Here is a 21,676-nt window from a genome sequence, read left to right as displayed (position 1 = left end):
ACAAATTCCTCTTATATATAAATTAATATTTTCTAATTACAATTCCCTCTTCAAAAACTTCCCCGTCAGACTCTTCTTCGATTTTACGATTTCTTCCGGAGTTCCCTGGGCAACGATCTGGCCGCCGTGTTTTCCGCCTTCAGGACCGACGTCGATGATGTGGTCGGCCATTTTGATAACGTCCATATTATGCTCAATGATGATGAAAGAGTTTCCAAGTTCCACCAGCTGGTTAATGGCATCCATCAGGATTTTAACGTCTTCAAAGTGAAGCCCGGTGGTCGGTTCATCCAGAATATACAATGTGTTTCCGGTCTGTCTTTTGGCCAGTTCGGTCGCCAGTTTGATCCTTTGAGCTTCCCCTCCACTTAACGTCGTGGACTGTTGCCCCAATGTGATATAGCCCAGGCCGACATCATGCAGGGTCTTTACTTTCGCAAAGATCTTCGGAATCGGCTGGAAAAATTCCACCGCTTCATCGATCGTCATATCCAATACATCGGAAATTGATTTTCCTTTGTAACGGACTTCCAGGGTTTCTCTGTTGAAACGTTTTCCGTTGCAGGTTTCGCAGTGCACATACACATCCGGCAGGAAATTCATTTCAATGACTTTCAGTCCGCCACCCTGACAGGTTTCGCATCTTCCGCCTTTCACATTGAAGGAGAATCTTCCCGGCTTGTAACCCCTGATCTTAGATTCCGGCAATTCGGCAAAAAGATTACGGATGTCTGTAAACATTCCGGTATAGGTTGCAGGATTGGAACGCGGAGTTCTTCCAATCGGCGTCTGGTCTACGTCTACGATTTTATCGATATGCTCAAGGCCTTCGATTTTTTTGTACGGCAATGGTTCCTGAACCGCACGGTAAAAATGCTTGTTCAGAATCGGATACAATGTTCCGTTAATCAGAGAAGATTTTCCGCTTCCTGAAATTCCGGAAACCACCACCAGTTTACCCAACGGGATATCAAGGGTTACATTTTTAAGATTGTTCCCCGTCGCCCCTTTCAGAATAATATGCTTCCCGTTTCCTTTACGTCTTTCCTCAGGAATTTCGATCTTTCTTTTTCCGTTAATATATTGTGCCGTGATGGTATCCGCTTTTACCAGATCCTTAGGTTTTCCCTGCCACAAAATTTCTCCTCCGAATTTCCCTGCTCTTGGTCCAACGTCCAGTACCTCATCGGCTTCAAGGATCATGTCTTTGTCGTGCTCTACGACCAATACGGAATTCCCGATATCCCGAAGGTTTTTCAGGGAATTAATCAATCTCTCGTTGTCTCTCTGGTGAAGCCCGATACTCGGTTCATCCAGAATGTACAGTACATTCACCAGCTGCGAACCGATCTGTGTAGCCAGACGAATCCGCTGCGATTCTCCCCCGGAAAGGGTTTTGGAGCTTCTGCTGAGACTCAGATAATCCAGACCGACATCCAGCAAGAACTGAAGCCTGGTCTCGATTTCCTTTAAAATTTCATGGGCAATGATGGCATTTTTCTCTGAGAATTTATCTTTAACGTCGGCAAGCCATTCTTTCAGATCAATTAAGCTTAAAGCGTTTACTTCCGCAATATTCTTTCCGTCGATTTTAAAGCTTAAACTGGAAGGCTGAAGGCGGGTACCCTTACATTCCGGGCAGGTCTCTTCCGTGGTAAAGTGTCTTTCCAGCAGTATCGCTTCATAGGATTCCCTTTCCTCGATAATCTCTTCCATAAAAGCGATCAGGCCGTCAAAACTGATTTTGATTTTTTTGGTGATCCCTGCGTATTTTAAATCTTTATTAAATTCCTTATGGCAGCCGTTGTAGATATAATCCAACGCTTCTTCCGGGATCTCCTTCATCGGAGTCGCCATCCCCAATCCGAAGATTTCAAGGATGTTTTTGATCTGCGCCAGAATCCATTTGTTGGATTTCAGATCTTCCAGCGGCAGCAAACCTCCCTGGTTGATCGAAAGTTTCGGATTGTCTACAAAATAATCCGTATTGATCTTCTTGATCGTTCCAAGCCCTTTACAGCTTGGGCAGCTCCCTTTCGGTGAGTTAAAAGAAAAGGTATTCGGTTCGGGTAAAGCTAACGAATGCCCGGTTTCGGCATCCATTAAATTTTTGGAGAAATATTCGATGTCTTTACTTCCCAGCTTCTGGATCCCGATCAGTCCTTCTCCCATTTCCATGGCAGTCCGAAGCGATTTTTCCATTCTGGCCTCAGAAGCGGATTCGCCGATGATCCAACGGTCGATTACGATATCGATGTCGTGGGTTTTGTAGCGGTCGAGTTTTAAATCGTATTCAATATCCTGCAGCTCACCGTCAATCCTCGCCTGTCCGTAGCCTTTTTTGGCCATCTGGACAAACAGTTCGTGGTAATGCCCTTTTCTCGCTCTTACCACCGGCGCCATCAGCATGATCTTTTCGCCTTTATAATTTTCTTTAATGGTTTCCAGGATCTGATCTTCGGTATAGCTTACCAGTTTCTTCCCCGTAGTCTGCGAATAAGCATCGGATACCCTTGCAAAAAGAAGGCGCAGGAAATCGTAAAGTTCCGTAACCGTTCCTACGGTTGAGCGCGGGTTCTTATTGGTGGTTTTCTGCTCAATGGCAATTACCGGAGACAGTCCTTCGATCTTATCAACATCAGGACGTTCCAGCCCTCCTAAAAACTGCCTTGCATACGCAGAGAAAGTTTCGATGTACCGGCGCTGGCCTTCCGCAAAAATGGTGTCGAAAGCCAAAGAGGATTTTCCGCTTCCCGACAGTCCGGTAATCACGACCAATTCGTTGCGCGGGATTTTTACATTGATGTTTTTTAAGTTGTGTTCACGGGCTCCGTAAACTTCAATATATTCTGTTGATTTACTCATAATTTGGGGTGATTTTACCAGAAAATCACGATGTGCAAAATTACGGAATTTTATGGAATTTATGATGTTAAAAAGTGTTAGGAATTTAAACGTTCTTCCAGCGCTTTTATCCTGATCTTTATTTTTTTATCCCACCATAAACCGCAGGCTGGTAAAGCCTTTTGCAAAACCGATTAACAGGCAGAATATTCCCGGCTAACTTTATGCCAAATGACGAGGTTTAATAGCTGGAAGAGGGAAGCTGGATGCAGGAAGTTTGAACCATTAAGGGATATTGGGTTTAAGTATTATTAAGGTAAAATCCAAATTTTATTCCGACTTATGTTTAAAACAAAATCAACTTAACTGTTCTTAAACCCTTCATAAACCTTAATGGCTTAAATTATATTAGTTAAAATCCAAATCTTCGTTGGTAACTTTTACCAGGTATTCGATTCCGTCGATGGCTTTTGAAATGATCTGGTTCCGGAGGACGTTGGCCATATTTTCCCAATAGGCTCTTCCGTAGAAAGAATAGTTCTGCGGGACAATCTCCACTTCCACCGTACGAATGAATCCTTCTTTAGGCTTATTGCTGATCATCGTTCCGCGGGTTACCCTTACTTCTTTCAGTTCATCTTTTAAGACCATCCTGCAATAGTTTTTTACATCTTCAAGGGAAATGATCTTATCTCTTGTCGTTAATGCATATTTATAAGCCTGGATGCTGTCGGTTCCTTTCTGCTCTTCAGCGCCGCCGATGGTTTCCGTCAGTAAAACCAATGTCTGGGATTTCAGCTGATTCGACAATTCTGTTCCCGGACGAAGGTGATTGGCCAGCGTGGCGTGGGTAATCCAGAATGCAGCATAGGTATGGTCGGTTTTATCAACCGGTTCCATGATTACATAATTCAGCTCCTGCTTAACGTTTCTCTGCGCATTGTTTACTTTCTGCACCATGGATTTCATCTTATCGGACATTTCGCTGAGAATGCCTTTTACATTGTCCCGGTTCAGTAAAGAAAATGCAGCAATCTCGTCTCTGGTCAGTTCCAGCACATTGGCGATCATATCCACGGCATTCCGGTTAGTGAACCTTTCCATCCCTCCTTTTCTTACGGTATACAAACCTTTCCTGAGATCATCGTTCGGGGTAAAAGGAATTTCGGTATATTTTCGGCCTTCTCCGTCCTGAACCTCATCCACATAAAGAAAATGTTCTCCTTCATCGGTAACCAACGGAATATTGTTCCCCATTATATCCAGACTGTATTCGGTTTTCTTCCAGCCCCGGTTGTAGATCGGGAATGCATTCAGCACAAAAGAAAAGTTGTCTAATATCTCTGCTGAAAACTGCGGCGGAAACTCCAGGGTGAGCCACAAATATTTCTTTCCGTCGATATATTTCGTAATTTCTTCTTTATAATCTACATAATCCAGGTTTTCAGGAAGCTTTCCAGGTTCAGAGAATAAGGAGGCGGAAATTCCGGAAATCTCGATAAACTTATGATGGTAAATGCTTTTTACGTCTTCTATGATTTTATTTTGAATGGACTGCTCGCGGAACATCTGCTCATAACCATCGGGCTGGCTGTTTTTATAATAAGTCAGGCCCTCTTTTACAAATAACGGGTTTCCATTGCTGGAAACGGTAATGTAAGGCAGCAGCTTATAAGTAAAATCCAGATGTTCGAAAGCAGGATTTGAGCAGTAAATGCTCACGTTTTTAGGAAATGTCTCGTTGGAATATTTTGAAACGTCGATTCCTATCGTTACTTTCCTGTAATCTTCCGGTTTTCCCTGGAATCTTGCAATCGGAATTTTGTTCAACAGTTCATCGATTCCGTAGCAGGTGTTGCCAACAAACATAATCGAAGTCTGCACTTTATTGATCCTCACATTCCCAATTGGCGTAAACGGAATATTGATCTGCTTATCGGACTCCGATTTTATCGTGGAAGTCATCTGCTTTTTAAAGAAAAATTCGGTGTGTTCCAGCAGCAGCTCCGAGGATTCGTAAGGCTGGGTAAAGGCGATAGCATGTGACGGGATCGGATGGGTATAAATGGATGGCGTCAAGAGCTTGGCCAGCTTTTCCAGAATCCTGGCATTCACCGTCTGTATTTCGTTGTTGGCTTTAAAAACTTCCGTACTGAAGGCGTCGATGAGTAATTTCACGAACGGATCCAGCGACTGCGGGCTTTTCAGCCCCCAGACTTTGGTGGCGTTCTGCAGCATTCTTGCTTTTACGGATTCTTTGGAATATATATTCTGGTCTAGATTCATAAGTGGTGATTATGGTGTAAAAGTATTAATCAATTGACATCGGGCTCAAGAAGAGTTCGGTAGAAAAGCTGAAGCGTTCTCCCGAATGTTCCATTTTGGCGTTGATGGCGATCTTTACTTTCTTTTTGATTTCGGTGTGTTCTTTGGTATCGTAGCTGTGCTCTACAATCTGGATGTGGGCATCGATCTGCGGCTGTACGATGCGGGGTTCATATTCCTGGATCTGCCTTTTCAGGCTTTTAATAAAGACGGATTCCCAGACGGCGCTGGTTACTCCGTTATCGAATTCAAGGTTCCAGACATCGTTTCCGTAGTTTTCATCATACCGGTTCTCCCCCTTTTTGGTCGTGATCAGCAGCATGATGTTGTGGGCAATGCTTTCCCCCATGTCGCAGGTGTCGATGCTTCCCCCTTCCGTCATTAATGCTGCCGGAACAAAAGGCATTCTGTAATTTGGTGTGTCCATGATATCAACTTCTTTGTTTTCCTTTTCGTTTACCTGAAAAAGAATACCAATTTAATCATTTTCTCTGAGAAACGGAATGGCGGAAAGGAAAATTTATTGGGGCAATGGTGAATTCTGCTGCGCAGGTCGATGGTCAATGGTGAATTCTGCTTTGCAAGTGAATGGCGAATTTTTATTGTGGGAAAAATTGACAAGCCAAGCAGGGTGACTATTTGTCATTTGTGATCCTGTCAATACGTTAATGGTTAATGGTCAATAGTCAATGGTGAATTTTTATTATGGAAAAAAATTTCATTAGTAAACTCATTTACCATTCACGTTAATAAGTCAATGGTTAAATATTGTTTTTGTCATCCTGAAATTCACGAGCGAAGCGGATTGACTATTCACCATTCACTCTAAAGACCACCCCGTCAAAAATTCCTGTGGAATTTTCGCCACCCCTCCGAAATCGGAGGGGAATTTCGGTTAAGGTATTTAATTAATGCTTTTGATGATTGTTGGTGATGCGCGAGGATGCAAGAGAATAAGATTGTCATGCTACTGAAAGATGCCAGGAATTTGGCTGTCAAATCTTTATACCGCTAATACTTATCTTAAATTTTATTTTTTAAATCAGCAGAACTCAATTTTATCGGAGATAAAATCTTTGCGTATTTCTATTCAATTTATTTTAGAAATGTTTTGTGCCCTAACGCTTTCCAACATTAATCAAAAAAGCTGCCCGGATCCGGACAGCTTTGAAATTATTGCGCTTTATTCGTTTTATTGATGAAGTAATAGACCGGCAGTCCCAGCAGAACCATCAGGAAACCGGGCCAGGTGTATTGCTGTTTGTAGATCAGCAGTAGAATACAGAATCCTGTTCCGATGAATAAATAGATCATCGGAGTAACGGGATACAGCCATGTTTTATATGGTCTTTCGAGATTGGGTTGTTTGAACCGTAAATAAATAACCCCGAAAACGGTAATCATGTAAAATAAAACGATAACGAATGAAATCATATCTAAAAGATTTCCGTACTGCCCGCTCAGGCAAAGCAGAGAGGCCCAGACGCCTTGCATCCACAATGCATTGGCGGGAACCTCGTTTTTATTATTATGTTCCGCCTGCCTGAAGAACATGCCGTCTTTAGCCATCGTCTGGAAAACCCTTGCTCCGGCTAAGATCAGCCCATTATTGCAGCCAAAGGTAGAAACCATTACCAAAACCGCAATGATCGCCGTTCCCGCACTTCCGAAAATAAAGTGTGAAGCAGCCACCGCTACCCTGTCGTTTTCAGCAAATGCAATGGAATCCCGGTCCAAGGCATTCAGATAAACATAATTTACTGCAATGTAGAGAATCATCACGGCTGAGGTACCGTAGATCATCGATTTTACTACGTTTTTCTTCGGTTTTTCTATTTCTCCCGATACGAAAGTCACGCTTTCCCAGGCCACGGAGCTGAATACGGACCCTACCATCGCTGCGGCAATTCCGCCCAGCAAGGTCATTCCGCCAATGGGTTCCCAGCCTTCTTTAAGGAAATTTCCCAACGGGTCTTTTTTAAGGTTACTGAAAGCATCGTACCCGAAACTGAAATTTTCGGCCAGATGGGAAAAATCGACCAAAATAAATCCTGCAGCAATTAGCCCCAGCAGAGCCACAATCTTTGAACCCGTGAAAATATTCTGTAAAAGCTTTCCGCTTTCTACGCCTCTCGTGTTGATGTAGGTAAGTAAAATGATAACGGCAATCGCTAAGATCTGGATCCAGGTGATCTTGAATTCACCACTCTGGAAAATCGGAGCCGCATCGTTTAAAGACGGCACCAGATAAGCGGTAAATTTCCCAAAGGCCATCGCCACCGCAGCAATGGTTCCGGTCTGGATCACGGTGAATAATCCCCAACCATACAAAAACCCCATTCTTCTGCCAAAGATCTCTTTAAGATAGGTATATTGCCCGCCCGCTTTCGGGAATAGCGCTGAAAGTTCTCCATAGCTGATGGCAGCGGCTACCGTCATAATTCCCGTAATTACCCAGACGGCGATCATCCAGAATCCCGAGCCGAGATTCCGCATCATGTCTGCGGACACAATAAAGATCCCGCTTCCGATCATGGACCCCATCACCAGCATAATGGCATCCCAAAGTTTTAGTTTTTTATGCATATTTGAATATAGATGCCAAATATAAATAAATATGCAGTTCTTTTTTGATTTTGTTTGAAATTAACAGACTGAAAGAAAGAAGCCAGACGCCGGAACTTTCGCTGCCGACATATAATCCGGGGTTAAATCAGAAAATGATATTTGCAATCAGGACTGCTGCCCTAGCCCCGATTGCAATGAAAATCCTTTTTTGAAAAAAAAGATTGCAATGGAAAGCGGGATTAAGCTTCTAATAAAAAAAACGAGCCCCTTTCATTTTAAACATTAAGAAATTACGAATAATTGGGTTTGAGATGTTCGTAAGGCAACAATTAAGAATAAACAAAGTTTATTATAATTGAGAGAATTAAGCAAAAGATATCTGAAATCTAAAGGCCATTTGATTAAAGATAAGAATCTGCCAGATCTGGAGCGTACATTTTCTTATGGAAGCGCGTTAATTAAAGGATGCCGGATACTGGAATTCTCAGCCTGTTTTTTATTAAAATTTTAGCGATTTTGAAATTCGGATTTTATTAGTATTTTTGGAAAAATATTAAAAATGAAATTCAAAGCGATATTATTTGCCGCAGCGTTCAGTGCTTCATCATTAGCTTTTGCACAGGAAGCCAAAAAATTCGGACCTCCTGCCGGAAATGCACTGGTAGGTGATGTTTACGGAGGCGGTGTTGCGTCCAACGCAGAATCAAAAGCGATTTCTGTGGATAAGCTGAGCAAGAAGCTTAAAAAAGAGAATAAAAAAGTAGAAAATGTTGCTGTAAAAGGCAAAGTAACGGACGTTTGTGAGAAAAAAGGCTGCTGGCTGACCATCCAGACAGAAGACAATTCACAATTCTTCGTTAAGATGAAGGATTACGCGTTTTTCGTTCCTACTGCTTTGAAAGGTAAAACGGTCGTTCTGGACGGAACTGCCGAAAGAAAAGTAACATCCGTGGATGAGCAGAAACATTATGCAGAAGATGCCAAGAAGCCAAAAGCTGAAATCGATGCGATTACCACTCCTAAAGAAGAGATCAGATTCGTCGCCAACGGAATTAAAGTGGTGAACTAAGACTTAAAAATCTAAGAAATAAAAAAGCGGAACCTTTTACGATGTTCCGCTTTTTCTATTTTAATCTTCAAACGTGAAATTGACTTCGGCATCCAGCTTCGGATATTTCGTGGGGCAGATAAATTTCTTTCCGGTACAATCGATTTCCAGCCATCCTTTTTTCATCTTTACATCTCCTGCTTCCATAACAAAAGGGACAAAAGAGATATCTTCCTTCCCTTCTTCAAAAATCTCTCTGTACTGCACGGCAATGTCCAGAATGCAATCGTGCTCCGTATTCAGCTTTACATTTCTATAAATAATGTCGTAATGGGTCTCCCTGTTTTCCGGAATTTCCAAATAGGCTTCCCAGCCGGTGGTTGCCGAATTTAAATCCGAGATGGCTTTAAGTGCATAATATAAAGCTACGGTATAGTATTTTCTAGTTCCGGTTCTGGTATAATCTTCTACAAAATGTCCGCCTTCAAACAAAATGGTCGGCATCCCGGCCTTAATGAAATTATCGCCGGTAGAGGTCGGATAAAATTCATCGGAATATCTGCCGATCTGGTTGGGGATCATTTCTTTCAAGTGACGGTAAACTTCTGCGATCACCGCCATACATTTTTTCCTGTTTTCCGTTACCGTTCTTTCCACATTTTCTGAGGGCGCCAGAAAAGACAACGTTGCCGGATGAATTCCGTCTGTGGTAAAAATCGTTCTTTGCTCGTGAAGGTTCAATGCATAATGATACTTTTTTGAAGCAACGGTATTTTTCAGAAATTTTATTTCGGCACTCGCTTCATTATGAAAGTCACGGTTCAGATCAATCTCCGCGGCATTCATCCGGGTCCATTTTTCGGATCCGTCAGGGTTAAGCATAAAAATAAAATCGAGCGTGATTTTTCCGAATATATTTTCTTTCAGTTCGGGAGCCTGATCTAAAGTTGTTAAAAGATCGAGCATGGCATGTGTAGCATTCGATTCGTTACCGTGCATCTGAGACCAGGCAAGTACATGAATGCTTCCGGTTCCTATGGTCATCTTATAAATCGGTTTACCGAGATAAGATCTTCCAATCTCCAAAATGAAATCGCTGAGATTCGTCTGTAAATAAGAAAATAATTTTTCAGGGGAAATATACCGGTTTGGAAAATGTGGATTGGCAGAATACAACTGTTCAAAATTCATCGATGAAATAATTTACAATAGTCAAATTTAATCAAATTTTATCACAAATAGGTAATTTACATTTGTAATATAGATAAACATACCCTACTGTCAAAATGTCTGTTGATAAAATTGTGGATTATGAATAATTTAATTCAATATATTTAATTAGTTGTTTTTGAATAGGTTATGGAATTTATCTGAAGTACCGTATGAATATTGCTTTAAGTATGTAAATTCTAGATTCTAAGAATTTATGGGAAATTTATTTAAACAGGATTTGTGTGGAAAACTCTCTGCTTATTTTCAGTATACAAATGTAAATAAACAAAAATGAATTAAATTTTATTTTGAATTTTAACAGTAATTTTCAAAATTTAGTGCGATAAAGAAACCTACCCTGTCCAAGTATATATCTCTTTAGAAAATGATACAAAAAGGGGTCCAAATAACATTTAAAGATCATCCAGAGGCCATTTTTACAATCGTAAATCGTCTCTATATGCTTTGTAAGGGCATTTATTTATGAATTCTATTACAATTATATAAGCACCTCCAGCAGATATTTTAAACCGCAGCAAAATTACCATTATCTTCTATATTTTGAGGATTTTATAGAGACAACTTACCAATAAGTTATCGACGATTCAGGAGTTTTAAGGATAAATTTCAGCAGTTTATTGTTGATAAACTTTTGTAAAAAAATATTCAGCATCCGTAAAAATACTATAATAATCTGAAATTCAAATATTTAATAAGTTTACAAATGTATTAATGCGTTATTTACATTTGTATATTGCTTTAGTTTGCATTTGTAACATTATTTATTTACATTTGTAACATATAATAATTTAAGTTTATGAGCTTAAACGAGAGAATTTCAAAAGTAATAGAGTACTCCAGACTGACACCTTCTGAATTTGCTGATGAAGTTGATGTTCAGCGGTCCTCTATTTCCCATATTACTTCCGGCAGAAACAAGCCGTCTCTAGAGTTTATCATAAAAATAAAATCACGCTTCCCGGAGATTCTTTGGGATTGGCTTGTAACCGGTGAAGGGGAAATGCTGAAATCGGATCTGCCCGAAGAAAAAAAGGAGGAAGCCGTACCGGTAGAAAATGAAGAACCGGATAAGCCGAAACCTACTCCTCTTCCCGACCTTTTTACGATGATGAATAAGGACGAAGATTTCGGAGCCGATGAAGCAGAAAATACGACGCCGGAAATGAGCCCGCGAGAATCTTATACACCGCCTCAAAGTGCAGCACAGGAGAAAATAACGGATTCTCAGCGATTAGAAAAATCGAATGATCAGATCATAAATCAAGTTGTTGAAAATCAACAAATTAAGATCAAACGTATTGTGATCTTCTATGAAAATGGGAAATTTGAAAGTTTTGAGCCATAAAAATACCTGATCATGGGAATGATCAGGTCAAAAAATATTTGAAGAAGAAAACTACAGCTTTAGCTTTAAGTTTTTATTGTAATTAACGGAACTGATTTTATTTAAATTAAGTCGACAGCATCCGTTTGAGGATTCCATTTTATTGTTGTCTATCAAATATATAAATTTAAAATTAATTTCATAACAAAAAGTTTATTATTTTAATATATTATTAAAATAATTATTACATCCATTGACTATTTTCAATAATAAGTTATATATACTTGTTAACAATAAAAAATTAATGTATCCATATTCCGAAAATCCGGATGAAGTCATATTAAACTAAAAATGCCTGATCATAATAATCAGGCTTAATATATTTTAGGAATAAATGATATCACAATTTCATCAGTTTAGTAACTTTTGTTTGCTCACTGTTTTTTATTTTTAAGATATAACTTCCTTTTGTAAGATCCGATATATTATATTCCTCTGATCCTTTTAAAGTCTTTATGATCTTTCCTGACATATCCATTACCTGTATTTCAGTAATTTTAATTTTTTCAGGATTGTTTATTTTAAAAACATCTCTTACGGGATTAGGATACACCTGCATCCGGTTGTCGTATTGCATTATCTCGTCCGTACCCAGTCCTGAAGCTGTAAATGTAATGATAAAAGGCATATCCATCGGGTAATCGGTTGCTGTACTTGGGTTTCCGTCATCAATAAGAGAGACCCAACTACCGGCGACGGCATCCTGCTGCTTTGCATTCCAACCTGGTAGACCTCTCGTCCCAGAAATCGTAACCGGAGGAAGAAAACCTGCATTTGCTGCGGTAACGTTCTGTAATTGATATTTTATCCAATACGTCCCTGCCGTTAGAGATACGGGAGTAGAGGCCGTAATTTTCCAGATTTTCCGGGTCGTACCAACTGCAGAACCGGGAGCAGGAACCTGGCTGTTGAAGATTCTGTACATATTTGCATCCACGCTGGAAGCAAACCTATTGGTAGTATCATTTCCAAAGACGCTAACAGCCCCGCTGACTGAAGGATCCGAACTGAAAATATTGACCCTTATGGTATTGAATGGAGAGGTTGTTCCTGTATATCCAGTCTGATAAGCAAAAAAATCAATGGCTGTGATGTTCCATGTCTGCCCGGTAGGAATGGTGAAATCATCAGCCAGAAAATAACTTGCGGTGGCCGAACTGGATGTCCCGGCATATCCTGCATTGGTATTCGATTCCGTAGTATTTCCCGTGTTATTCTGAGCTTCAGACCATGTGTATCCGGCCGGTGCCGCTGTACCACTCTTGGTGGTAGATCCTGTGCTTAAACCTCCGTTATTGTAGGTTTGTGCAAATGTAAAGTTTGCTATCATCAAAATAGCAAAGGATAAAGTTTTTCTCATGGACATCTCTTTAGTTATTGTATTAAATTTAGTAAAATTTATCTAATTAACAATAATTAACTAAAAAATTATAATTTAAAACTGAATTAATTGATCACAACCTACATTTTAACTCATTTGACTGCAATAAAAACAAAAGCCTTACATCAATAATGTAAGGCTTTTCAGAAGGATATAAATCAAATTTTATCTGCTGCTTTTCCTGCGTTCCAGTTCTTTTTCGATAAGACCCAGTTCTCGCCCCGTCTGTCCGGCAACAGAGGTATTTTCCTGTGCTCTTCTGGTCAGATACGGTACAACATCTTTTACAGGTCCGTAAGGAAGATATTTTGCCGCATTATAGCCCTTATCGGAAAGATAAAAAGTAATATTATCACTCATCCCGTAAAGCTGCCCGAAATAGATATGAGGATTTCCGTTTTCCAGTCCTTTAGCCTTCATTTTATCCATTACAAGCTCAGAAGAAATTTCGTTGTGCGTACCGAAAAACGCTGAAACCTTATCCAGGTTATTCATTACGAAATCGATTCCCGCATTGTAATTTCTGTCGGAAGCTTCTTTGTTCGGCTGGATAGGATCGGCGTAGCCTTTTTCAGCAGCTCTTGCTCTTTCCTTTTCCATATAGGCACCGCGAACGATTTTATAACCGATGAAATAGTCTTTTTCTTTTGCTCTTTGTAGGTTGGCTTCCATGTATTCCAGCCTTCCCGTTCTGTACATCTGGATGGTATTCCAGACAATCGGTTTTTCCCGGTTGTACTTCTCCATCATCTCTTCGCAAAGGTGGTCTGCGGCATCCTGCATCCAGGTTTCCTCAGCATCTACCATTACTTTTTTATCGTTTTCATGGCAAAGGCTGCACACTTCATCAAATCTTTTCACCACTCTTGCCCATTCCTCTTTCTGGCTGGACGTCAGTTCCGCATTTCTACCAACTGCCTCATACAGATCAATCCTTCCGAAAGCGGTAGGCTTGAATACAATAAAAGGAATTGCCGGATTTCCTACGGAGAACTTTACGATATCCTTGATCTCTTTGCAGACTGCATCGAAAGTGGCTTCATCTTCTTTTCCCTCGATGGAATAATCGAAAATACTTCCCACTCCTCTTCTGAAAAGCTGCTTTACCACCTTCATGCTTTCCTCACGGGTTTCACCACCGCAAAACTGTTCAAACAAAGTGTTTTTTACAATTCCGGTAACGAATGGGAAATTATTATGAACGGTAAAATTGAGAACGGAAGTTCCGATTTTTGTAAGGGAAGGCTGTTCGATCATCCTGAACATCCAATACGCTTTTCTTAACTGTGCATCAGATTTATCTGCAAATGCGACTTTGGTATCGTTAAAAATGGGCATTACTTGTATATAAATTTAGATTCTGCAAAGGTAATAAAAGGATAAGGTATTAGGAAGAAATTTTTCTACAATTTACCTTCCAGTCCGTTCAGAAGCATGGCTATAATTCCGATGAAAACCCAGAAGCGTAAAATATTAAGCGTGATGAAATTATTTCTTCTGGTATGGTTCAGCAAAAGGTAAATGCATAATGTAAAAACAAACAGGCCGCCTGTGAAATAATAAGCCATGAAGCCTGAAATTCCCGTTCTTACGATCAGCTTCATGGAGACCGCCATAGTAACCATCAGTAAGGAAACGATAATGATTTTGGTATTTCTGGTTCTGAAATAATTGGGAATGGTTGTGTATCCGAAAGCTTTATCTACACTTTTCGTCATCATATCCTTTACAATATCGATGCACAGCAGGATCAGGAAAAGAAAAATGGCCATCAGCAACACTTTTCTGGAGAAGGTTTCATAATAAACCATCATCCCGAAAAAAGGATAAAGGGTAAGGCTTACAAAAGTGATGTTGTTTATAATCAGCATCCGGCTGAGCTTATGGCTATAGAACCACATAAAGAACTGGTATACCACAAAAAACAGGAAAACCCTGTAGGAGATCATGCCTGCGACCCCCAAGGAAATAATGCTTAAAAAAAGATAAACATAGAGAAAGTACTTCTGTTTGATGAAGCTTTGCAGCCTGCTCCGGAAAGGTTTTACAATATGGTCTTTTTCAAAATCGTAAAACTGATTGATGATTCCGCCTGCCAGGATCGTAAGCACTGTGCAGAAAATAATGCCGTGAACTTTGAAATCGAATACGAATTTCCTGAAATTTTCGTCCTGGTTAAAGAGAAAAAACGTCGATACATAAAGTGCAAATGTAAGCAGAATGGCAACAAAAAAGCGAGCCCCCAAAAGAAAGCCCACGAATTGTGAAAATCTGTAAAATAAAGATTTCTGAATATCAAATTTCTGTTGGACGGTTTCTTTCTCAGAATTCATTCACAACCTATTAGAATCTGTAAATTACTTCCTTATGGAAGCCATCAAGCATTTTTTCAGCTTTTTCGTAATCTTTGGTAAAACCTAAAATATAACCTCCACCGCCGCTTCCGCAAAGCTTCAGGTAATAAGCATTAGAGTCGAGTCCTTTTTTCCATACATTAAAAAGGCTCTCTGGAATCATTGGCCGAAAATGTTCATATGCCCAGTTGGAAAGCTTTTTCAGGTTTCTGAAAAACGGATTCATATCTTTTTTCAGGAATGCATCTATACACGCGTTGTTATAACGGATAAATTCTTCTTTAAGCGTTTTACGGAATCCTTCGGTTTTCATTTTTTCAAAGAAAATCTGAACCATCGGTCCGGTTTCTCCTGTCATTCCTGAATCGATCAGGAAGATGGCCCCTTTTCCGGCTTCGCTGGCTGGGATGGCTACGCGGTCTACGCTTTCTTTGCTTTCGATAAGGATCGGCAGGTTCATGTAGCAGATTAGCGGATCTATCCCTGAGCTTTTCCCATGAAAATAGCTTTCCATCAGTCCAAAAACCTTACGCAGATTTTTAAGCTCTTCTTTGGAAATATCTTCAGGATCATGCTTTGAAATGGAATACCGTTCGAAAATCGCGGCTACCAAAGCACCGGAACTTCCGACTCCGTACCCCTGCGGGATATTGCTGTCGAAAAATAATCCAGCAGCAATCTCTTCCTTAAACTTCGATACGCTAAGCTCAAACGTTTCGGGAAGCTCTAAATGTTGCAGGTATTCTGCATATTTTATAAGATGCTGATTGGATTGTTTTCTCGAATTCCGAATCCAGTGATGAAAACTTCAAAGTACCTTTATAAAAACTATAAGGTAATGTCAAACCTTGGGAATCTTCTATGATTCCGTATTCTCCGAACAAAAGGATTTTTGCGTAAAATAATGGGTTTGTCATTTGTATAAATAAATTTTTTGCAAATTTAAAACTATTCTGCTGAATATAAGCAAATCCCGAGCCGAATTCTAACAAATTTTAACAGCTAAAAAAGTTTAAATTTTTAATTAAATCATAAACCGCTGCTTACTGTTATAAAGTTAACAAAAAAGCCTGACAAAATCAGGCTTTTATTGGATATTCTTTAAAGATTACTGTTTAATCAGTTTTTTGGTGGTTTTTTGTTTTTCCGTTTCAACAGTTACGATATAATTACCGGTCTGCATAGACGAAATATTTACTTCCACTTTGTTGCCTTTTAATGAAGACTCCGACTTGATCAGCCTTCCTGCTTCATCATAAATTTTAAAGGACTGTAAAGCTTCTTTAGAAGAAATGGTGATGGTATTTTTTGCAGGATTCGGATAAATATTTACTGAATTATCTTTGGTATTCACATCTTCTACAGCAAGTACCGCACATGAAAAGTTAGCTTTCCAGCCGATATCGTTTTCTGCAGGATCGGAAACAAACCGTACAGTGATGGCTCCCGAAGGATGCGTTGAAGTAAATGTCCCCGGTAAGGTAGTTCCCGTTAAACCGTTTCCATTGGGGAACATTGGTGAGCTGGTAGACGGACCGTTATAGATATACATAAAATCATATCCCTGTTCCAGACCAAACTCTGTAAAGCCTATGGTTAAAGCGCCTGAGCTTGGATAAAATGTTTTTACGATCGTTTGGTTATCCCCGTAATTCCCTGTGGTTCCGCCTGTATCGGTAAACGATGCTCCACCGCACCAGTCGGCATCCGTTAAAAACATCTGGGTTCTCTGGTAACCTGCTGAACAATCCGTTCCTACTGATAAAAGGTAATAAGTGGCCGGCTGAAGACTCGATAAACTTAACGATTGTGTGGTTGTATTTCCATTGCTTACCAATGTTCCGTCGAATTTCGTGAGCTTGTATTTCCAGGAAGTTGACGTTGCATCCGTGAAAGCGGCGTTGGCCGAAATCTGGGTAATATTGGAAACCGACAGCCCGGTAATGGTTGTATTACAGGCAGTCGTACAGTTCATCCCAAGACAGGCTTTGGACTCTACGGTATTTCGGATCAGGGCTGCGGGCTGCGGGCCGAAGCCATTGGCAAAATTTATTCCTACTCCCGAAACGAGATGGCAGTAACTCATGATGGTTCCTTTTACGGAAGAAGAAGGAATCGGTCCGGTTGGGCAGCTGCCTTCCGGATAGCCTGCCTGGGTACCACATCCGTCGATGGCCGTTCCGTTGCCGTTCCAGGCACAGGCATGGGTGTGTGGCGAGCCTAAACTGTGCCCCATTTCGTGGGTCATTGCCTCAATAGTCCAGGAATAAACCGGAACGTTGTTATAGGTCTGGGCAGCTCCTGAGTAAGCATGTCTGTACGTTGTACAAAGCGAGTTTACATAAGCTACACTGGTTGTCGAAGGCTGATTGACCAAATGCGCCAGATCTCCGTTAAAGGTTTGCCTGTTTGTCCTGAAACTTGCCAGGTTGGCGTTAGGTGTTCCGGTATAAGGATCGGCAGTCGTCCAGATGTAAATTTCATTTAAGGCGATCTTTATATCATCATTGTTATACAGCGTGGAAATATTGTTATGAACAGCGGTTAGCCAATTGGCCGTCGTTGTTGTGTTGGATCCGTTATTGGTATAAGGGGTATAGCAGACTTCGTAGTAAATCCTTACACAGTTCTGTGTGATGAGCTTGCCCGTACTTTTCTGTGCGGACGGATCAAAAGCAATTTTCTGTTTGTGGTTTTCCGCCAGCTCATCCGCTCCACATATGAAAGGATTCAGCCCTGTTAGCTTTGCATCGGAATAGCTTACAAAATCGGCCGAATTTTTGACTTTTCCGACTACGATATTTCCAAGTTCCGGTGTGGAAGCCACTCCAACTATATCATCATCAAAGAAACTGAATGCCGCCACCGACTGGTTATCACCTTTTACAATTCCCTGATAGTAGGCTCCCGGTGTATAATTCACGGTTTCTCCTTTACCGGTTGTTACTTTGAAATCACTGGTAAAAATCTGATTTTTGTAAAGTTCCATCGTGATCTGCTTGCCATCGAAAGGAAAAGAAATCTCAAGATATTCCGGTTTTTCGTAGACCAGCTTTTTTAATTGCTTGACATCAATCGTTAAAACGGAAATATCGGTTGCAGACCTTTTGTATTCTGCTAATTTTTCAGAATTTTTGTTCAGGGTGAAAACCTCGAATTTTTCAAAATTTTTCTTTTGGGCATGAAATTCTGAAACCTTCTGCGCTACAGGCCGTATGCTTTGAGAAAAACACAAGACCATGCACTGAAGAATACAGAGAAGTAAAATTTTTTTAATCATTTTTTACCAATTATTTATCATTTGCAAAGTAATAAAAAAAACATGAAACAATTAAAAAATTCACATCATTTTGAAATTATTTTCAATTATAATAGATGAATTTTTACCATCGCTAATGATATAAATAAATTAAGATCCATGTTAAATTAAAAAAGACGCTGTTTTCAGCGTCTTTTCTAGTTTATACTTATTATAATTATTTCTTCTGTGTATTCAATTTTAAAAACCGGATTAGGATCAAGCCTACAAAAAAGAATAGGGCCATCGAGAATGCAGCGAACCTCATCCCGGAAGCGGAAGGAAGGATGATATCGATCTTCGAAAAGATTCCCCGAAGCGCATCATATTTATCAATAAATAAAGCAAAAACGAATGTTCCTACGATAATTGCGATCTTTTCCAATACATCATAGAAACTGAAAAACGTTGTATTTTCCATCGAGTTTTCCGGTAACAGCTTGGAATAGGTAGATCTCGACATGGCCTGAAGCCCTCCCATTACGAGGCCGACCACAGCCGCAACCCCATAGAACTGATATTCCACTGTCGGGTTTTCCTTATTGAGGAAATAGGCCCAGATACAGGCAATAATCCATAAAATAATGGCGATCGAAATTACATTTTTGTTTCCGATTTTTCGGGATAGTCTTGAGAAAATAACGGCTCCGATAATGGCTTCGATCTGAATAATCAGCAATGTACCAATCAGTTTGTCCTGGGGAAGATTGATTTCACTTTTACCAAATAACGTGGCCATCAGGAAAATGGTCTGCATTCCGACACTGTAGAAGAAAAAGCTGGACAGGAAATATTTCAGGTTACGGTCTTTAAAAAGTCCTTTTCCCACTTTAAACAATTCATGAAAGCTTTCTTTGGCAATATCTTTATAGAAACTCAGGTTGTCTTTTAATACCTCGAAGAAACCGCCCTGTTCTTCATGTTTTTTAAATATGTTTTTATAGTTCAGCAAAACAAGGTCTTTCGGAAGCTTTTCCTTCACATCGCCAAACTGCGGCAAATGCTTAAAGGTATATTGAGAAAACCCAAACCACCAGGCTCCCGTAAGCAGGAAGCTGATTCTGGTAAATAACAGCTGTTTTTCAGGATTACCCTTACCTACCACCTGAATCAGGATCAGGCAGATAATTACGAGAACAACAGATCCGATGTATCCATAAACATATCCTTTAGCGGAAAGAGCATCCTGCTTGTCTCGTGTCGCAATATCGGGTAAGAAAGAGTTGTAAAACACCAGACTTCCCCAGAATCCGACACTTGCGGTAATGCTGAACAACAAGCCCAGAAATACATTATGCATTCCGGTAAACATGGCCAATCCCATACATGAAGTGGCTCCCAGATAACAGAAAAACTGCAGGAAAGATTTTTTGTTTCCGATAGTATCTGCCAGGGAGGATAAAAACGGAGACAGTAAAACCACAATGAAAAAAGAAATGGTTAGTGAATATCCGTACACTGCATCGGGCTGGTATTCTTTCCCAAAGATCCTAATCATGTGCCGTACGGGAACGTCGATCCAGGATTTTGTTTCCTCGACATATTCTTTCTTTTCATAAGCAGTAGTAAGAATCGAATAATAAATCGGGAAGATGGTAGAAGTAATTACCAAAGAGTAAACCGAATTCGCCCAGTCATAAACCGCCCAGGCTTTCATGATCTTCGGATTGTTCTTTATGTTTTGAGGGTGTTGATTCTCAATTTCAGACATTTCAAATAATATTAGTAGCACAAAAATAGGAAAACCATTGAATATTCGGCGGTTTTTATTTGGTTTGGGAAGAATTTATTATTGCGTTAAAATCCGAATTCCACTTTTTAAGCACTGAAGGTGGTTTATCGTAATTTTTAAATGAACAAAACCGAAGAATCTGCTTCAAATAACGGCTGCTGCCCTAGCCCTGATTGCAATGGAAAGCAGGATTAAGCTCCAAATAAAAATCAGCCGTACTGAATAAAAAAATCCGAAAGCCTTAACTTCCGGATTTCTTACTTGTATGTGTTGAAATTACTGCATGTTTTCGATGACCATCGCAGAAGCTCCTCCACCTCCGTTGCAGATCGCCGCCGCACCGTATTTCCCGTTATTCTGCTTCAATACGTTGATCAGAGTAACCAGAATTCTTGACCCTGAACTTCCCAGCGGGTGACCGATTGCCACAGCTCCACCGTTTACATTTACTTTGGAAGCATCCAGTCCTAGGATTTTATTGTTGGCCAATCCTACTACGGAGAATGCCTCATTAAATTCAAAGAAATCGATATCGGAAACTTCCAGTCCAGCTTTCTTAAGCGCAATCGGAAGTGCTTTTGCCGGAGCGGTCGTAAAGTCTTCAGGTGCCTGAGCTGCATCGGCGTAAGAAACAATTCTTGCCAATGGCTTAAGTCCAAGTTCTTCCATTTTTTCCCTGGAGACCAGGATCAGTGCGGAAGCTCCGTCGTTTAAGGTAGAAGCATTGGCTGCCGTTACGGTTCCTTCTTCTTTTTTGAAAACGGTAGGGAGAGTCGGTATTCTGTCGAAATTTACGGTTTTATATTCTTCGTCTTCTGCAAAAACGATGGGCTCTCCTTTTCTCTGAGGAATTTCCACCGGTACTACTTCATCGGCAAATTTGCCTTCGCTCCAGGCTTTTGCCGCTCTTTTATAAGATTCGATAGCGAAATTATCCTGCTCTTCTCTTGAAATGCTGTAGTCGGTTGCACATTTTTCTGCGCAAACGCCCATGTGAACTTTATTGTAAACGTCGGTAAGCCCATCCAACACCATCCCGTCCTGCATTTTTACATCACCCAGTTTTGTCGCATTTCTTGCATTGTAATAATGCGGAACCGAAGACATATTTTCCATTCCTCCGGCCACGATAACATCTGCATCACCTGCCTTGATCGCCTGCGTTGCCATGGAAACCGCTTTCATCCCTGAAGCACAAACTTTATTGACTGTCGTAGAAGGCGTTTCATTGGAAAGACCCGCACCAATAGCCACCTGACGTGCCGGAGCCTGTCCTTCGCCTGCCTGTAAAACATTTCCCATGTAGATTTCCTGAACCTGTTTCGGATCAAGACCGATTTTGTCTAATGCTCCCTTTACGGCAACAGCTCCCAGCTTCGTCGCAGGCACTGCTGATAAGCTTCCCAGAAAACTTCCCATCGGCGTTCTTACTGCGGAAACGATGAATACTTCTTTCATTTTTATAATACTATTTTTAATTTAATTAAGACCGAATCCTGAGATTCTGAT

General features: G+C 40.5%; 13 protein-coding genes and 1 pseudogene. 2 read left to right on the top strand and 12 right to left on the bottom strand.

Annotated features, from left to right (window positions below):
• Window positions 1–36 precede the first annotated feature (36 nt).
• From uvrA to QE422_RS11650, 4 genes are all read right to left on the bottom strand, one after another.
• Window positions 37–2,865 carry an excinuclease ABC subunit UvrA gene (uvrA, locus tag QE422_RS11665; protein ID WP_307458356.1) on the bottom strand — a complete coding sequence of 943 codons (2,829 nt, stop codon included), beginning with the start codon at window positions 2,863–2,865 and terminating at the stop codon, window positions 37–39.
• Between the two features lie 387 nt (window positions 2,866–3,252).
• Window positions 3,253–5,130: a type VI secretion system baseplate subunit TssF gene (locus tag QE422_RS11660; RefSeq protein ID WP_307458354.1), complete on the bottom strand. Its 1,878-nt coding sequence runs from the start codon at window positions 5,128–5,130 to the stop codon at window positions 3,253–3,255.
• Between the two features lie 25 nt (window positions 5,131–5,155).
• Window positions 5,156–5,596, bottom strand: coding sequence for a GPW/gp25 family protein (locus QE422_RS11655; protein WP_307458351.1), 441 nt, complete (start codon window positions 5,594–5,596; stop codon window positions 5,156–5,158).
• Window positions 5,597–6,342: 746 nt separating this feature from the next.
• Window positions 6,343–7,755: an APC family permease gene (locus tag QE422_RS11650; RefSeq protein WP_307458349.1), complete on the bottom strand. Its 1,413-nt coding sequence runs from the start codon at window positions 7,753–7,755 to the stop codon at window positions 6,343–6,345.
• Window positions 7,756–8,296: 541 nt separating this feature from the next.
• On the opposite strand from QE422_RS11650, the gene QE422_RS11645 reads away from it, so the two are divergent.
• A complete protein-coding gene (locus QE422_RS11645; protein ID WP_307458347.1) occupies window positions 8,297–8,806 on the top strand; it encodes a DUF4920 domain-containing protein in 510 nt (169 codons plus the stop codon).
• A 60-nt stretch (window positions 8,807–8,866) separates the two neighbouring features.
• Here QE422_RS11645 and QE422_RS11640 read toward each other — a convergent pair whose 3' ends face one another.
• Window positions 8,867–9,976, bottom strand: coding sequence for a M14 family zinc carboxypeptidase (locus QE422_RS11640; protein WP_307458345.1), 1,110 nt, complete (start codon window positions 9,974–9,976; stop codon window positions 8,867–8,869).
• A gap of 838 nt (window positions 9,977–10,814) precedes the next feature.
• On the opposite strand from QE422_RS11640, the gene QE422_RS11635 reads away from it, so the two are divergent.
• Complete coding sequence (locus QE422_RS11635; protein WP_307458342.1) at window positions 10,815–11,363, top strand: helix-turn-helix domain-containing protein; 549 nt, start codon at window positions 10,815–10,817, stop codon at window positions 11,361–11,363.
• Between the two features lie 379 nt (window positions 11,364–11,742).
• Here the strand turns inward: QE422_RS11635 and QE422_RS11630 are convergent, their stop codons facing one another.
• From QE422_RS11630 to QE422_RS11600, 7 genes and pseudogenes are all read right to left on the bottom strand, one after another.
• Complete coding sequence (locus QE422_RS11630; RefSeq protein WP_307458339.1) at window positions 11,743–12,762, bottom strand: T9SS type A sorting domain-containing protein; 1,020 nt, start codon at window positions 12,760–12,762, stop codon at window positions 11,743–11,745.
• A 186-nt stretch (window positions 12,763–12,948) separates the two neighbouring features.
• Window positions 12,949–14,121 carry a proline dehydrogenase family protein gene (locus QE422_RS11625; RefSeq protein ID WP_307458336.1) on the bottom strand — a complete coding sequence of 391 codons (1,173 nt, stop codon included), beginning with the start codon at window positions 14,119–14,121 and terminating at the stop codon, window positions 12,949–12,951.
• Window positions 14,122–14,186: 65 nt separating this feature from the next.
• On the bottom strand, window positions 14,187–15,116 hold the full coding sequence (locus QE422_RS11620) for a UbiA family prenyltransferase (RefSeq protein ID WP_307458331.1): 930 nt from the start codon (window positions 15,114–15,116) through the stop codon (window positions 14,187–14,189).
• Window positions 15,117–15,126: 10 nt separating this feature from the next.
• Window positions 15,127–16,054, bottom strand: a pseudogene (locus tag QE422_RS11615) (mevalonate kinase).
• A gap of 191 nt (window positions 16,055–16,245) precedes the next feature.
• On the bottom strand, window positions 16,246–18,417 hold the full coding sequence (locus QE422_RS11610) for a T9SS type A sorting domain-containing protein (protein ID WP_307458328.1): 2,172 nt from the start codon (window positions 18,415–18,417) through the stop codon (window positions 16,246–16,248).
• A gap of 196 nt (window positions 18,418–18,613) precedes the next feature.
• Complete coding sequence (locus QE422_RS11605) at window positions 18,614–20,146, bottom strand: MFS transporter (protein ID WP_307458326.1); 1,533 nt, start codon at window positions 20,144–20,146, stop codon at window positions 18,614–18,616.
• A 297-nt stretch (window positions 20,147–20,443) separates the two neighbouring features.
• Window positions 20,444–21,625 (bottom strand): acetyl-CoA C-acyltransferase, encoded by a 1,182-nt coding sequence (locus tag QE422_RS11600; protein ID WP_307458324.1) that lies wholly within the window; start codon window positions 21,623–21,625, stop codon window positions 20,444–20,446.
• Window positions 21,626–21,676: the final 51 nt, after the last annotated feature.

This window comes from Chryseobacterium sp. SORGH_AS_0447 (assembly GCF_030818695.1).
Classification (GTDB): domain Bacteria; phylum Bacteroidota; class Bacteroidia; order Flavobacteriales; family Weeksellaceae; genus Chryseobacterium.
The sequence above is the reverse complement of the archived record's forward strand: the minus strand, read 5'-3'. Positions and strand labels throughout refer to the sequence as shown.

Excerpts from the sequence above, each read along its gene's own strand:
- uvrA (WP_307458356.1), bottom strand. The coding sequence starts at position 2,865 with ATGAGTAAATCAACAGAATATATTGAAGTTTACGGAGCCCGTGAACAC.
- QE422_RS11660 (WP_307458354.1), bottom strand. The coding sequence starts at position 5,130 with ATGAATCTAGACCAGAATATATATTCCAAAGAATCCGTAAAAGCAAGA.
- QE422_RS11655 (WP_307458351.1), bottom strand. The coding sequence starts at position 5,596 with ATGGACACACCAAATTACAGAATGCCTTTTGTTCCGGCAGCATTAATG.
- QE422_RS11650 (WP_307458349.1), bottom strand. The coding sequence starts at position 7,755 with ATGCATAAAAAACTAAAACTTTGGGATGCCATTATGCTGGTGATGGGG.
- QE422_RS11645 (WP_307458347.1), top strand. The coding sequence starts at position 8,297 with ATGAAATTCAAAGCGATATTATTTGCCGCAGCGTTCAGTGCTTCATCA.
- QE422_RS11640 (WP_307458345.1), bottom strand. The coding sequence starts at position 9,976 with ATGAATTTTGAACAGTTGTATTCTGCCAATCCACATTTTCCAAACCGG.
- QE422_RS11635 (WP_307458342.1), top strand. The coding sequence starts at position 10,815 with ATGAGCTTAAACGAGAGAATTTCAAAAGTAATAGAGTACTCCAGACTG.
- QE422_RS11630 (WP_307458339.1), bottom strand. The coding sequence starts at position 12,762 with ATGAGAAAAACTTTATCCTTTGCTATTTTGATGATAGCAAACTTTACA.
- QE422_RS11625 (WP_307458336.1), bottom strand. The coding sequence starts at position 14,121 with ATGCCCATTTTTAACGATACCAAAGTCGCATTTGCAGATAAATCTGAT.
- QE422_RS11620 (WP_307458331.1), bottom strand. The coding sequence starts at position 15,116 with ATGAATTCTGAGAAAGAAACCGTCCAACAGAAATTTGATATTCAGAAA.
- QE422_RS11610 (WP_307458328.1), bottom strand. The coding sequence starts at position 18,417 with ATGATTAAAAAAATTTTACTTCTCTGTATTCTTCAGTGCATGGTCTTG.
- QE422_RS11605 (WP_307458326.1), bottom strand. The coding sequence starts at position 20,146 with ATGTCTGAAATTGAGAATCAACACCCTCAAAACATAAAGAACAATCCG.
- QE422_RS11600 (WP_307458324.1), bottom strand. The coding sequence starts at position 21,625 with ATGAAAGAAGTATTCATCGTTTCCGCAGTAAGAACGCCGATGGGAAGT.